Source organism: Kitasatospora sp. NEAU-69, from assembly GCF_057158765.1.
On sequence record NZ_JBWXUE010000067.1, the window covers coordinates 1 to 16,252 of the forward strand.

A 16,252-nucleotide genomic window follows, 5' to 3' on the forward strand; every position below is an offset into this window, starting at 1 on the left:
GACGAGCCGATCGCGGTGGTGGGTATGGGGTGTCGTTATCCGGGTGGGGTGGTTTCGCCGGAGGATTTGTGGCGGCTGGTGGTGGAGGGCCGGGATGCTGTTGGTGAGTTCCCGGGTGATCGTGGTTGGGATGTGGAGGGGCTTTTCGATCCGGATCCGGAGAAGATCGGTAAGTCGTATACGCGTCGGGGTGGGTTTCTTTATGAGGCTGCGGATTTCGATGCGGAGTTCTTTGGTCTGAGTCCGCGTGAGGCGGTGGCGACGGATCCGCAGCAGCGTGTGTTGCTGGAGGTGGCGTGGGAGGCGTTGGAGCGGGCGGGTATTGATCCGGGCTCGTTGCGGGGTTCTTCGACGGGTGTGTATGCGGGTGTGATGTACAACGATTACGGGTCGCGGTTGGGGAGTGCTCCGGAGGGTTTCGAGGGGCATTTGCTGACGGGGACGATCGCGAGTGTGTTGTCGGGTCGGGTGGCTTACACGTTCGGTCTTGAGGGGCCGGCGGTGACGTTGGATACGGCGTGTTCGTCGTCGTTGGTGGCGGTGCATCTGGCGGCTCAGGCGTTGCGTCAGGGTGAGTGTTCGATGGCGTTGGCCGGTGGTGTGACGGTGATGTCGACGCCGAATACGTTTGTGGAGTTCTCGCGTCAGCGTGGTCTGTCGGCGGATGGGCGTTGCAAGGCGTTCTCGTCGTCGGCGGATGGGACGGGTTGGGGTGAGGGTGCGGGTGTTCTGGTGCTGGAGCGTCTGTCGGACGCGGAGCGCAACGGGCACAACGTTCTTGGTGTGATTCGTGGTTCGGCGGTGAATCAGGATGGTGCGAGTAATGGTCTGACGGCGCCGAACGGGCCCTCGCAGCAGCGGGTGATCCGGCAGGCGCTGGCGAATGCGCGGTTGTCGGCGTCCGAGGTGGACGTGGTGGAGGCGCACGGCACCGGAACGCGGCTGGGTGACCCGATCGAGGCCCAGGCGCTGCTGGCGACCTATGGCCAGGATCGTGAGGACGACAATCCCCTGTGGCTGGGTTCGATCAAGTCGAACATCGGTCACACGCAGGCCGCGGCGGGTGTGGCGGGGATCATCAAGATGCTGATGGCGATGCGTCATGGTGAGCTTCCGGCGACGCTGCACGTGGATGAGCCGACTCCGCATGTGGATTGGTCGGCTGGCGCTGTGGAGCTGCTGACGCAGGCACGGGCGTGGCCGCAGGTGTCGCGTCCGCGTCGCGCGGCGGTCTCCTCCTTCGGTATCAGCGGCACGAATGCGCACGTGGTGCTGGAGCAGGGTCCGGAGCCGGTCGAGGTCGTCGCTGGGCCGGTGGGGCTTCCGCTGGTGCTGTCGGCGAAGAGTGAGGCGGCTCTGGCGGCGCGTGCGGGGCAGGTGCGTGAGCTGCTGGTGTCGGGTGTGGTGGAGCCGGCTTCGGTGGCGTCGGCTCTGGCGGCGCGGGTTGCGCATCTGCCGGTGCGGGCGGCGGTCTCCGGCGCCGGCCGCGATGAGCTGCTGGCGGGCTTGGAGGCGTTGGCCTCGGGTGGTTCGGCGGCGAATCTGGTGCAGGGTGTGGCCGCGGGCTCGGGGCGGACGGTGTTCGTGTTCCCGGGTCAGGGTTCGCAGTGGCAGGGCATGGCGCTGGAACTCCTGGAGTCCGCACCGGTGTTCGCGCAGCGGTTGGTGGAGTGCGAGCGGGCGCTGGCGCCGTTCACGGACTGGTCGCTGCTGGATGTGCTGCGCGGCGCGGAGGGCGCCCCCGGCTTCGATCGGGTGGATGTGGTGCAGCCGGCGTTGTGGGCGGTGATGGTGTCGCTGGCGGCGTTGTGGCGGTCGGTGGGTGTGGAGCCGGCGGCGGTGGTGGGTCATTCGCAGGGTGAGATCGCGGCGGCGGCGGTGTCGGGTGCGTTGTCGCTCGATGACGCGGCGAAGGTGGTGGCTCTGCGCAGTCGGGCGATCGTGCGGTTGGCGGGTACTGGTGGCATGGTCTCGGTCGCGTTGCCGGCCGACCAGGTGCGTGAGCTGATCGCTCGTTGGGACGGCGCGATCGACATCGCCGCACACAACGGCCCGCGTTCCGTGGTGGTCGCCGGCGAGGTGGCCGCTCTCGAGGAGCTGGTCGCCCACTGCAAGGCCAACAAGATGCGCGCCAAGCGGATCCCGGTCGACTACGCCTCCCACTCCGCCCACGTCGAAAGCCTGCGGGACGAGCTGCTGGACGCCCTGTCCTCGGTCACCCCGCGCGCCGTCGAGGTGCCCTTCCTCTCCACCGTCACCGGGCAGTTGCTGGCCGGCACCGAGCTCGACGGGGCGTACTGGTTCCGCAACCTGCGCCAGACCGTCCAGCTGGAGGAGGCCGTCCGGACCCTGCTCGACCAGGGCCACCGCGTCTTCATCGAGGCGAGTGCTCACCCGGTGCTGACCGTCGCGCTCCAGGAGACGATCGACGACACGTCGTACGACAGCGCCGTCACCGTACCCTCGCTCCACCGTGGCGAGGGCGGACTCGACGACTTCCTCGCCTCCGCGGCGCAGGCCCACGTCTCGGGCGTCCCGGTCGACTGGGCTGCCGTGATCGGCGGGCCCGGTGCGGTCGTTGACCTGCCGACCTACCCGTTCCAGCGCCAGCGGCACTGGCTGGAGGGCCCGGCGCTCGCCGGTGACGCGGGCGGGCTCGGCATGGCCGCCGAGCGGCACCCGCTGATCGGCGCCGCGCTCTGGATGGCCGACGCGGACAAGCTGGTCCTGAGCAGCAGGATCGCGCTGAACGCGCAGCCCTGGCTGGCCGACCACGCCGTGGCCGGCACCGTGCTGCTCCCCGGTACGGCCTTCGTGGACCTCGCCATCCGGGCGGGTGACCACACGGGCCTCGACCAGCTCGACGAGCTGACCCTGCAGGCACCGCTGGTGCTGGCCGGCCGCGGCGGAGTGCAGCTCCAGGTCGTGGTCGACGCTCCCGACAAGGAAGGCCGGCGCGCCCTGTCGGTCCACTCACGCCCGGAGCCCGAGTCCGACGACGCCCCGGTCCACCCGTGGACCCTGCACGCCACCGGCGTCCTGGGCCACGCGGAAGGGCCCGCGGGCGGACCGACCGACACCGCCTGGCCCCCGGCCGGCGCCGAGCCGGTCGATCTCACGGCGGCGTACGACACGCTCGCCGAGCGCGGCTTCCAGTACGGCCCCGCGTTCCAGGGCCTGCGGGCGCTGTGGCGCGCGGGACAGGAGACGTTCGCCGAGGTCGCGCTCCCGAAGGACGTCCCCCTGGGCGAGTTCGGGATCCACCCGGCCCTGCTCGACGCCGCCCTGCACCCGCTGGCGCTCGCGGCGGACGGCCGTCTGGTGCTGCCCTTCGCCTGGACCGGCGTCCGGCTGCACGCGGTGAAGGCCGGCGTGCTGCGGGTGCGGATCACCCCGGAAGGCTCGGGCGTCGCCCTGTCCCTCGCCGACGCGAGCGGTGCACCGATCGCCTCGGTGGCGACGCTCGGCCTGCGGGCTGTAGACCCCGCGCAGCTGGCCGGCTCGGGCACCCCCCGTCAGCCGTTGCTCCAGGTGGAGTGGACGGCCGCCCCGGAGGCCGCCCCGGCCGCCGGCTGGGCCGTCCTGGACGAGCCCGGCCACGGTCTGCCCGCCCCGCTGGGGAGCTACTCGGATCTCGCCGGGATCGTCGGAACCCCGCCGCTCGTGGTGGTCCCGTTCCCCGGTGCGGACGGCCCCGTCGCCGTGGCGCACCGTGCCCTGCGGCTGGCCCAGGAGTGGCTCGCCGAGGAACGGTTCGCCGACTCGCGCCTGGTCTTCGTGACCCGTGACGCGACCACCGCCCGCACGGCTGAGGGCCTCGGCTCGGCTCCCGTCTGGGGGCTGGTGCGCACCGCGATGGCCGAGAACCCCGACCGGTTCGGCCTGCTGGACCTGACCGACTGGGACGTCTCCGAGGCCGAGCTCGGCCGTGCGCTGGCCGTACCGGAGGCGCAGGTGAGCCTGCGGGACGGGGCACTGCTCGTACCGCGGCTGGTCCAGTCGCCCACGACGGGCGACACCGTGCCCGCCCTGAACCCCGAGGGCACCGTGCTCATCACGGGCGCCACCGGCACCCTGGGCCGGCTCTTCGCCCGCCACCTCGTCGCCGAACACGGCGTGCGGCACGTGCTGCTGGCGAGCCGGCGCGGCTGGGACGCCGCGGGCATGCTGGAGCTGGAGGCCGAACTCATCGCCCACGGAGCCGGCGTGTCCGTGGCCGCCTGTGACACGGCCGACCGCGCGGCGGTGGCCGCGATGCTGGCGGCGATCCCCGCGGAGCACCCGCTCAGCGCGGTCGTCCACGCCGCCGGGGTGCTCGACGACGCCACGCTGCAGGCCCTCACGGCCGAGCAGCTCGACACCGTCCTGCGTCCCAAGGTCGATGCCGCCCGCCACCTGCACGAGCTGACGGCGGGCCTGGAGCTCGACGCGTTCGTTCTCTTCTCCTCGCTGGCCGGCACGGTCGGCACCGCGGGACAGGCCAACTACGCGGCGGCCAACACCTACCTGGACGCGCTCGCGCTGCACCGCCAGGCCCTGGGCCTGCCGGGTACCTCCCTCGCCTGGGGCCTGTGGGCCGAGGGCAGCGGGATGACCGGTCACCTGACCGACGCCGACCTCGCCCGCCTGTCCCGGGGCGGCATCGCCCCGATCGGCAGCGAGCAGGGGCTGGCGCTGTTCGACGCGGCCCTCGCGACCGGCCGGCCGGTGCTCGTTCCGGCGCTGCTGGACTACACCGGACTGCGGGCACAGAGCGAGGAGGGCACGTTGCCCGCGCTCTTCCACGCACTGGTGCGCCCGGCGCGGCGCGCCGCCGCCGGCGAGCAGGCGGGCGGCAACTCGCTCCAGGAGCGGCTGGCGGCCCTGGCCCCCCAGGATCAGGAGCGCGCGCTGCTGGACCTGGTCCGTGGCGTGGTGGCCTCCGTGCTGGGGCACACCGACGGCGACCAGGTCGCGCCCGACCGGGCCTTCAACGAGCTGGGCTTCGACTCGCTCAAGGCGGTGGAACTGCGCAACCGGCTGAACGCGGCCGCAGGTCTGAAGCTGCCCGCGACGCTGGTGTTCGACTACCCGAGCACGGTCGAGCTGGCCGGCTTCCTGCGGAGCGAGCTGCTCGGCTCGGTGGCCGCCGTGGCCGCGGTGGCCGTGGCCGAACCGGTCACCGGCGCTTCGGACGAGCCGATCGCGATCGTCGCGATGGCCTGCCGCTACCCCGGCGGGGTCGGCTCCCCGGAGGAGCTGTGGGCGCTGCTGTCCGACGAGCGGGACGCCATCGGCCCGTTCCCGAACGACCGCGGCTGGGACCTGGACGGCCTGTACGACACGGACCCCGACCACGTGGGCACCTCGTACACCCGGCACGGCGGATTCCTCTACGAGGCACCGCAGTTCGACCCCGAGCTGTTCGGGGTGAGCGCCCGCGAGGCCACCGCCATCGACCCGCAGCAGCGCCTGCTGCTGGAGACCTGCTGGGAGGCCTTCGAGCGCGCGGGCATCGACCCGACCTCGCTCAAGGGCAGCCAGACCGGTGTGTTCGCCGGTGTCATGGCGAACGACTACGCGGCGCGCCTCAAGGACGCCCCCGAGGCCCTGGAGGGCTACCTGTCGGTCGGCAGCACGGTCAGTGTCGCCTCCGGCCGGGTCGCCTACACCTTCGGCCTGCAGGGACCGGCGATCACCGTGGACACCGCCTGCTCCTCCTCGCTCGTCTCGATCCACCTCGCCGCGCAGGCGCTGCGGAACGGCGAGTGCGGGCTGGCCCTGGCCGGCGGTGTGACCGTACTGGCCGCGCCGACCCTGTTCGTCGAGTTCAGCCGCCAGCGCGGACTGGCGCCGGACGGCCGGTGCAAGTCCTTCTCCGCGCAGGCGGACGGGGCGGCCTGGGCCGAGGGCGCCGGCATCCTCCTGCTGGAGCGGCTCTCCGACGCACAGCGCAACGGCCGCCGGATCCTCGGTGTGATCCGCGGAACCGCGGTCAACCAGGACGGTGCGAGCAACGGCCTCACCGCTCCCAGCGGCCCCGCCCAGGAGCGGGTGATCCGTCAGGCCCTGAGCAACGCGGGCCTGACCACCGCGGACGTGGACGCGCTGGAGGCCCACGGCACCGGCACCACGCTGGGCGACCCGATCGAGGCCCGGGCGGTGCTCGCCACCTACGGGCAGCAGCGCCGGTCGCCCCTGCTGATGGGCTCGCTGAAGTCCAACATCGGACACGCCCAGGCCGCCGCCGGTGTGGCCGGCGTGATCAAGATGGTCATGGCGATGCAGCACGGGGTGCTCCCCAAGAGCCTCCACATCGACGAGCCCAGCCCGCACGTGGACTGGTCCGCCGGTCAGGTGGAACTGCTCACCGAGGCGGTGCCGTGGCCCGAGTCCGAGCGGCTGCGCCGGGCAGGCGTCTCCTCCTTCGGTATCAGCGGCACCAACGCCCACGTCATCGTGGAGCAGCCGCCGGCCGAGGGCGCGCTTCCCCCGGCCGAGCCGATGCCGGTGGTGCCGCTGGTGCTGTCCGCGCACAACGATGCGGCCCTGCTGGCGCAGGCCGACCAGGTGGGCGCGGCCCTCACCGGCCTGGGCCGGCAGGAGCTGGCGGCCGCGGGCCGGACCCTGGCCGTCGGGCGCGCCGGACTGTCGCACCGCGCCGTGGCGGTGGCCGCCACCACCGCCGAAGCGGTCGACGCACTCGCGGCGCTGACCGTGCGGGGCACACCCGTGGACGGCCGTACGGCCTTCCTCTTCACCGGTCAGGGCAGCCAGCGCCTCGGCATGGGCCGCGAGCTGTACCGCGCCTACCCCGCCTACGCCGAGGCCCTGGACGCCGTCTGCGAGGAGCTGGACCAGTGGCTGGAGACGCCGCTGCTCGACGTCCTCTTCGGTGCGGACCCCGCGCCGCTGGACCAGACCGGCTTCACCCAGGCCGCGCTGTTCGCCACCGAGGTCGCGCTCTACCGGCTGCTCGAAAGCTGGGGCGTACGGCCGGACTTCGTCGCCGGCCACTCCATCGGTGAACTGGCCGCCGCGCACGTCGTCGGCGTGCTCTCGCTGGCGGACGCGGCGCAGCTGGTGGCGGCCCGCGGCCGGCTGATGCAGGCCCTGCCCGGCGGCGGCGCGATGTACGCCGTACAGGCCGAGGAGCAGGAGGTGCTGCCGCTGCTCGCCGGACGGGAGCACCTGCTGGGCATCGCCGCCGTCAACGGCCCCACCTCCGTGGTGCTCTCGGGCGACGCGCAGGCCGTCGAGGCCGTCGCGGCCGAACTCGCGGCCCAGGGACGGAAGACCAAGCGGCTGCGCGTCAGCCACGCCTTCCACTCCCCGCACATGGACGCGATGCTGGACGAGTTCCAGACGGTCGCCAAGGGGCTCACGTTCGCCCCGCCGGCCATCCCGATCGTCTCCACCCTGACCGGGCAGCTGGTCGGCGCCGAGGACCTGACCACGCCCGAGTACTGGGTCCGGCACGTCCGCCGGCCGGTGCGCTTCCTGGACGCGGCACGCGCCCTGGAGGCCGAAGGCGTCCGGACCTTCCTGGAGCTCGGCCCGGACGGCGTGCTCAGCGCGATGGGTCAGGACTTCCTCGACGCGGGCTCGCTGCTGGTCCCGGTGCTGCGCGGCGGGCGCGACGAGCCGCACACCGCCGTCACCGCCCTGGCCCAGGCGCACGTGCGGGGCGTTCCGGTGGACTGGCGCGCACTGTTCGGCGAGAACGCCGGACCGGTCGCGGAGCTGCCGACCTACCCGTTCCAGCGGCAGCGCTACTGGCTCACGGAGCGGCCCGGCGGCGGCGACGTCACCTCGGCCGGACTGGACTCCGCGCAGCACCCGCTGCTCGGGGCCGCGGTTCCGCTCGCCGACTCCGACGGCGTCCTGTTCACCGGCCGGATCTCGGCCGGCAGCCACCCGTGGTTCGCCGACCACGCCGTCGCGGGCACCCTGCTGGTCCCGGGCACGGCCCTGGTGGAGCTCGCCCTGCACGCGGGCGCCGCACTCGGCTGCGAGCAGCTGGAGGAGCTCACCCTCCAGGAACCCCTGGTCCTTCCGGGCGAGGGTGCGCTCCAGCTCCAGATCACCGTCGGCGACCCCGACGGGGACGGCCGCAGGCCCGTCGCCGTCCACTCGCGCGGGGACCGGGACGGCGACGTCTGGGCCCGGCACGCCACCGGAACCGTCGTGCCGGCCGGTCCCGTCAGCCCCGAGCCCGACCTCGCGTCCTGGCCGCCGGCCGGCGCCGTACCGCAGCCGGTGGAGGACCTGTACGACCGCCTCGCCGACCAGGGCTACGGCTACGGCCCCGCGTTCCAGGGCCTGCAGGCGGCATGGCGGTCGGGCGAGGACCGCTACGCCGAGGTACGGCTGCCCGTCGAGCCCGACGGATTCGCCCTGCACCCGGCCCTGTTCGACGCCTCGCTGCACGCGCTGCTCCTGGAGGAGTCGGCCGAACTCCGGCTGCCCTTCTCCTTCGGCGGCGTCCGGCTGACCGGGCTCCGGTCCGGCACCCTGCGGGTGAAGCTGTCGGCCGGCCCGGACGGAACCGTCGCGGTCGCCATCGCCGACGACACCGGCGCGCCGGTCGCCACCGTCGCATCGCTCGCCCTGCGGGCGCTGCCCGCGGGGACCGCGCTGACCCGCCCCCACGAGCAGCACCTGTACGCGGTGGAGCGGGCCAGGGTGGACCTCCCGGCCGGTGGCGACGCGATCATCGCGGTCCTCGGCTCGACCGACCTCGGGCTGGTCGCGGAGCAGCACGCCGACCTCGCCGGACTCGCCGCCTCGACGGCGGCCGGTGCGGCTGCACCCGAGGTGGTCGTCCTTCCGGTCCGCCCGGCCACCACACCGGAGGCCGGCCAGGTCACCGAGGAGGTGCTGGCGGTGCTGCGGGAGTGGCTCGCCACCGACGCCCTGGCAGGCGCGCGGCTCGCCGTGGTCAGCACCGGGGAACTGGCGCACAGCGCGCTGTCCGGGCTGATCCGGACCGCCGAGTCGGAGCACCCGGGGCGCTTCCAGCACGTGATCACGGACGGCCTGCCGGCCGGCCGCGAGCTGCTGGCCGCAGCCCTGGCCGACCCCAGGCCGCAGCTCGAACTGCACGAGGGCCAGGTCTACGTGACCCGGCTGGCGAAGGTCGCGCAGCCGGCCCGGACCCCGGACGCCGACGGCGCGTTCGACCCCGAGCGCACGGTGCTGATCACCGGTGGCACGGGCGCGCTCGGCGCCCAGGTCGCTCGGCACCTGGTCACCGCCCGCGGTGCGCGCCGGCTGCTGCTGACCAGCCGGCGCGGCGGCGGGCAGGACCTGGTCGCCGAACTGACGGCGCTCGGCGCGGACGTACGGGTCGCGGCATGCGACGCGGCCGACCGCGACGCGCTGGCCGGGCTGCTCGCCACGATCCCGCAGGAGCACCCGCTCACCGCCATCGTGCACGCGGCCGGCGTCGTCGAGGACGCCACGCTGGAGGCCATGAGCCCGGAGAGCCTCTCCCGGGTCCTGCGGCCGAAGGTCGAGGCCGCCTGGAACCTGCACGAGCTGACCGCCGGAACGGAGCTGACGGACTTCGTCCTCTTCTCCTCCGTCGCCGGCCTGGTGGGCAACGCCGGGCAGGCCAACTACGCCGCCGGCAACACCTTCCTGGACGCGCTCGCCGAACACCGGCGCGCCGGCGGCCTGCCCGCCGTGTCCCTCGCCTGGGGCATGTGGCAGGACGGCATGGCGAACGACCTCGACCGTGCCGACCGGGCCAGGCTCGCCCGCAACGGGATCCTCCCGATGCCGGCCGAGCAGGCACTCGCGGCCCTCGACGCGGCCCTGGCCGACGGCGGGGCGGGGACCGCACCGGTGCTCGCGCCCGTGGCACTCGACCTCGCGGCCCTGCGCACCCTCGGGGACGCACTGCCCGAGCTCTACCGGGGTCTGGTGCGCACCGAGCGCCGGGCCGGCCGGCGCACCTCGGCTCCGGCGGAGATACCGCTGGCGCAGCGGCTCGCGGGCCTGGACGAAGCGGAGCAGCAGCAGCTGCTGCTCGACTTCGTCAGGGAGCAGGTCGGCATCGTGCTGGCCCACCCGGCGCCGCGCACGATCGACGTCCAGCGCGGACTGCTGGACCTGGGCTTCGACTCGCTCACCGCCGTCGAACTCCGCAACAGGCTGAACACCGCCGCCGGGCTGCGGTTGCGCAGCACGCTCGTCTTCGACCACCCGACCACGCAAGCCGTCGCCGAACACCTGCGGGGCGAGCTGGTCGGCGAGATGGCAGACCCGGTCCAGGCCGCCCTGGACGCCCTTGAGGCCGCTCTCGCGGCCGCCGGCCGGTCGGACGGCGACGGCCCGGCAGGAACGACTGCCGCGCGACTGCGCGGCCTGCTTCGGACGGTGGACGGCGCTCCCGCCGAAGCCGACCTCGGCCTGGCAACCGACGACGAACTCTTCGCAGCTCTCGACAACGAACTCGGCAGGTAGACATGGACAACGAGCAGAAACTTCGCGACTACCTCAAGCGGGCAACGGTCGACCTGCGGGAGAGCCGCCAGCGCATCCAGGACCTGGAGGAGCGCGCCCACGAGCCGATCGCGATCGTGGGCATGGCGTGCCGGCTCCCGGGCGGGGTCGGCTCCCCGGAGGACCTCTGGGAGCTGCTGAGCGCCGAACGTGACGCGGTCGGCCCCTTCCCGCAGGGCCGCGGCTGGGACCTGGAGAACCTCTACCACCCCGACCCCGACCACCTCGGGACCTCGTACACCCGCGAAGGCGGTTTCCTGTACGAGGCGGACCGGTTCGACGCCGAGTTCTTCGGCATCAGCCCCCGTGAGGCGACGACCATCGACCCCCAGCAGCGGCTGCTGCTGGAGACGGCGTGGGAGGCCTTCGAGCAGGCGGGCATCGACCCGGCCACACTGCGCGGCAGCCGCACCGGCGTCTTCGCCGGCGTCATGTACGACGACTACGGCTCCCGGATCCCCAACGCCCCCGAGGGTTTCGAGGGCTACCTGCTGACCGGCAGCACCGGCAGCATCGCCTCGGGCCGGGTGGCCTACACCTTCGGGCTGGAGGGCCCGGCGGTCACGGTCGACACCGCCTGCTCGTCCTCGCTGGTCTCGCTGCACCTCGCGGCGCAGGCCCTGCGCCAGGAGGAGTGCACCCTCGCCCTGGCCGGCGGCGTGACCGTGATGGCCACGCCCGGCACCTTCGTGGAGTTCAGCCGGCAGCGCGGGCTGTCGCCGGACGGGCGCTGCAAGGCGTTCTCCTCCTCGGCGGACGGTACGGGCTGGGCCGAGGGCGCGGGCCTGCTGGTGCTGGAGCGGCTGTCGGACGCGGAGCGCAACGGGCACCAGGTGCTCGCGGTGATCCGTGGTTCCGCCGTGAACCAGGACGGTGCGAGCAGCCAGCTCACCGCCCCGAACGGGCCTGCGCAGGAGCGGGTCATCCGGGCCGCGCTGGCGAACGCCCGGCTGTCCGCCGCCGAGGTGGACGTCGTGGAGGCGCACGGCACGGGCACGCGACTGGGCGACCCGATCGAGGCGCAGGCGCTGCTGGCCACCTACGGCCAGGCCCGCCAGGACGACAACCCGGTGTGGCTCGGTTCGCTGAAGTCGAACATCGGTCACACGCAAGCCGCGGCGGGTGTCGCGGGCGTGATCAAGATGGTCATGGCGATGCGCAACGGCGTTCTTCCGGCGACGCTGCACGTGGACGAGCCGACCCCCGAGGTCGACTGGTCGGTGGGCGCGGTGGAGCTGCTGACGCAGGCGCGGGAGTGGCCGGAGCTGGACCGTCCGCGCCGGGCCGGTGTCTCGTCCTTCGGTGTCAGCGGCACCAACGCCCACGTGATCGTGGAGCAGGCCGTCCCGGCCCCGGCCGAGGACCTTCCTGCTGAGCCGGTGGCGGAGCTGTCGGTGTCTGGTCCGGTGCCGTGGGTGGTGTCGGGTCGGTCGGGGGGTGCGCTGGCGGGTCAGGCGGGTCGGTTGGTGTCGTTCCTGGAGGAGCGGCCGGAGCTGGATGTTGCGGCGGTGGGTCGTTCGCTGGCGGTGTCGCGGGCTCGTTTCGATCATCGTGCGGTGGTGGTGGGGGAGTCTCGGGATGAGCTCCTTGCGGGTGTGCGGGCGTTGGCGGGTGGTGTGCCGGCGGCTGGTGTGGTGTCGGGTCGTGTGGTGCCTGGTGGTTCGGTGGCGTTCCTGTTCTCGGGGCAGGGGAGTCAGCGTGTGGGTATGGGTCGTGAGTTGTATGTGAGCGAGCCGGTGTTTGCGGCTGCGTTCGATGGGGTTGTTGCGGCTCTGGATGTGCATCTGGATCGTTCGCTGGCTGCGGTGATCGAGGGTGAGGCGGAGCTGCTTGGGCGGACGGTGTTCACGCAGCCGGCGTTGTTCGCGGTCGAGGTGGCGCTGTTCCGTCTGCTGGAGCATTACGGGGTGACCCCGGATTATCTGGTGGGTCATTCGGTGGGTGAGTTGGCTGCGGCTCATGTGGCGGGTGTGCTGTCGCTTGGGGATGCGGCGCGTCTGGTGTGTGTGCGGGCGCGGTTGATGGAGGGGGTTGCCGCGGGCGGGGCGATGGTTGCCCTCAATGCGGGTGGGGAGCGCGTCGCCGGGTGGCTTGAGGGTCGCTCCGGTGTGGAGGTGGCGGGGTTCAACAGCCCGGCGAGCACGGTGATTTCGGGTGACGAGGTCGCGGTGCTGGAGGTGCTGGAGCTGGCTCGGGCCGAGGGTGTGAAGGCGACTCGGTTGAAGGTGAGTCATGCGTTCCACTCGGCGCATCTGGACGGGATGCTGGCGGAGTTCACCGAGGTCGCCCGGACGCTGACGTATTCGGCTCCGCGGATTCCGGTGGTCTCGAACGTCACGGGCGGGCTGGTTGAGGAGTTCACGGCCGAGTACTGGGCTGCGCAGGCGCGTTCGGCGGTCCGTTTCGCCGATGGTGTCGCGACGTTGGCTGGTCTTGGTGTGACGGCGTTCGTGGAGCTGGGTCCGGATGGGACGCTGGCGGGTCTGACGAGTGAGTGCCTGGCCGACACCGAGGGCGTCGTCGTGGTTCCGGTGCTGCGCAAGGACCGTGCCGAGAAGCGCTCCCTCCTCACGGCGCTGGGCGCGGTGCACGCACATGGTGTCGGGGTGGAGTGGGAGCGGTTCCTGCCGGGGGCCGGTGTGGTGGAGCTGCCCACCTACGCCTTCCAGCGTGAGCGTTTCTGGTTGGATGCGCCGCGTTCGGGTGATGCGGCGGGTCTGGGGCTGACGGCTGTGGATCATCCGTTGTTGGCTGCGGTGATTGCGGATCCTGATGGTGATGCGGTGCAGTTCTCTGCGTCGGTGTCGTTGTCGTCGCATCCGTGGCTGGCTGATCATGCGATCGGTGGGACGGTGCTGGTTCCGGGGACGGTGTTCCTGGAGCTTGCGGGTCATGCGGCCGAGCAGTTGGGGTGTGGCACGGTCGAGGAGCTGACGCTCCAGGCGCCGTTGACCCTGACCGGTACCGCGCCCGTCTCGATCCGGCTGACCGTCAGCCGGCATGACGAGGACGGCCGGCGTGACATCTCCGTCTTCGCCGAGCGCGAGGAGGAGTGGGTCCGGTACGCGACCGGCCGCATCGCCGCCGAGGTGCCGGCCGCGGGCGCCGAACTGACGCAGTGGCCCCCTGCGGACGCCGTCCCGGTGGACGTGGACGACTTCTACCCGCGTCTCGACGACCTTGGTTACGGCTACGGGCCGGCCTTCCACGGCCTGCGCGCCGCCTGGCGCGCCGGTGACGACCTCTTCGCCGAGGTCGCGCTGCCCGACCGGCTGCACAGTGAGGCCGCTCGCTTCGGTCTGCACCCCGCGCTCCTCGACGCCGCCCTGCACCCGCTTCTCCTGGAGGCGGAGACGGGCCCGCTCCGCGTGCCGTTCGAGTTCAGCGGCGTCACGCTGCACCGGGTCGGAGCGACCGCGCTCCGGGTGCGCGTCAAGCGGCTGGGCGAGAACTCCGTGGCGCTCGACCTCGCGGATGCGACCGGCTCGCCGGTCGCGACGATCTCCCGGCTCGACGTGCAGGCCCAGGCGGCGAACGCCGGTGCGCCCGTGCCGTTCCGGATCGACTGGACGCCGGTGGCCGCCGAACAGGGTGAGCTGCCGAGCGTCGTCGAGATCGCCTTCGGCCCCGACGGCCGCGCCGATCTGCCGGCCTCGCTCGCGGACCCGGTGCCGGCGAAGGTCGTGGCCGTGCTCCCGGACCCCGACGGCGCGACGCCGCAGGACGCCCACCAGGTGGCGGGCTCGGTCCTCGCCCTGCTCCAGGACTGGATCGCCGACGAGCGGTACGCCGACAGCGAGCTGACCGTGGTCACGCGGGGAGCGGTGGCTGCCACTGCGGGTGAGCCGATCCGGAACCTGGCCCACGCTGCCGCCTGGGGCCTGGTCAGGTCGGCCCGCTCCGAGAACCCCGGACGCTTCCGGCTCGCCGACCTGGATGAGGGTGGTCTGGCGTTGCTGCCCGCGGTGTTGGCTTCGGGTGAGTCCGAGGTTGTGGTGCGTGGTGGTGGGTTGTTGGTGCCGCGGTTGGTGCGTGCGGCGGGTGTGGTGGCGGGTGCGGTTGGTGGTCTGGATCCGGAGGGTGCGGTCCTGGTGACCGGTGCTCTGGGGACGTTGGGTCGTCTGGTGGCGCGTCGGCTGGTTTCGCATCACGGTGTGCGGCATCTGGTGTTGGTGTCGCGTCGTGGTGGGGAGACGCCGGGGGCTGCGGAGTTCGTGGCGGAGCTGGCGGAGTTGGGTGCTCGGGCTTCGGTGGCGGCGTGTGACGTGTCGGATTTCGATGCGTTGGCGGGTCTGCTGGACGAGGTGGTGGTCGAGCGTCCGTTGACGGCTGTGGTGCACACGGCGGGTGTGCTGGAGGATGCGACGCTGGGGTCGCTGTCGGCGGGTCAGCTGGAGCGGGTGATGCGTCCGAAGGTGGATGCGGCGTGGAACCTGCACCGTCTGAGCTGGCATCACAAGCTCTCCGCGTTCGTGCTCTTCTCGTCGATCGCTGGCCTTGTCGGTAATGCCGGTCAGGCGAACTACGCGGCGGCGAACACCTTCCTCGATGCGCTCGCGCAGCACCGTCGGGCCCAGAATCTGCCCGCGACCTCCCTCGCCTGGGGCCTGTGGGCGGAGGACGGGATGGCCGGCTCGCTCGACGCCGCCGACCGCGAGCGCATCAGCCGGTCGGGCATCGCCCCGCTCGGCAACGAGGAAGGCCTGGCGCTCTTCGACGCGGCGCTGGCCTCGGCCGAGCCGCTGCTGGTCCCGGTCGCGCTCGACCTGGCCGCGGTCCGCCGGATGCCGTCCGTCCCCACGCTGTTCCGCGGTCTGGTGCGCCAGGCCGTCCGGCGCCCCGGCGCGCGCTCCGGCAACGCATCGGCTGCGCTGGCCGACAGGCTGGCCGGCCTCTCCGCCGAAGACCGCTCCCGCACCGTGCTGGACCTGGTCCGGGCCGAGGTCGCCCTCGTGCTCGGCCACACCGGCACCGACGCGGTCGCGCCCGACCACGCGTTCAAGGAGCTCGGCTTCGACTCCCTGACCGCCGTCGAACTGCGCAACCGGCTCGGTGAACTGACCGGCCTGCGACTGCCGGCCACCCTGGTCTTCGACTACCCGACTCCGGCCGTCCTGGCCGAGTACCTGGTGGGCGAGACCTCGCAGTCGGCCGCGTCCACCCGCACCCAGGTGGTCACCGCTGTCTCCACCGACGAGCCGATCGCGGTGGTGGGTATGGGGTGTCGTTATCCGGGTGGGGTGGTTTCGCCGGAGGATTTGTGGCGGCTGGTGGTGGAGGGCCGGGATGCTGTTGGTGAGTTCCCGGGTGATCGTGGTTGGGATGTGGAGGGGCTCTTTGATCCGGATCCGGAGAAGATCGGTAAGTCGTATACGCGTCGGGGTGGGTTTCTTTATGAGGCTGCGGATTTCGATGCGGAGTTCTTTGGTCTGAGTCCGCGTGAGGCGGTGGCGACGGATCCGCAGCAGCGGGTGTTGCTGGAGGTGGCGTGGGAGGCGTTGGAGCGGGCGGGTATTGATCCGGGCTCGTTGCGGGGTTCTTCGACGGGTGTGTACGCGGGTGTGATGTACAACGATTACGGGTCGCGGTTGGGGAGTGCTCCGGAGGGTTTCGAGGGGCATTTGCTGACGGGGACGATCGCGAGTGTGTTGTCGGGGCGGGTGGCTTATACGTTCGGTCTTGAGGGGCCGGCGGTGACGTTGGATACGGCGTGTTCGTCGTCGTTGGTGGCGGTGCATCTGGCGGCTCAGGCGTTGCGTCAGGG

The 16,252-nt window shown here is 72.5% G+C and carries 2 protein-coding genes; both read left to right on the forward strand.

From position 1 onward, the window contains the following. Positions 1-10,449 (forward strand): SDR family NAD(P)-dependent oxidoreductase (locus AC060L_RS36845; protein WP_483803361.1); only part of this gene is annotated, 10,449 nt, incomplete at its 5' end. A gap of 2 nt (positions 10,450-10,451) precedes the next feature. Continuing rightward, a partial coding sequence (locus tag AC060L_RS36850) for an SDR family NAD(P)-dependent oxidoreductase (protein ID WP_483803362.1) occupies positions 10,452-16,252 on the forward strand: 5,801 nt, incomplete at its 3' end.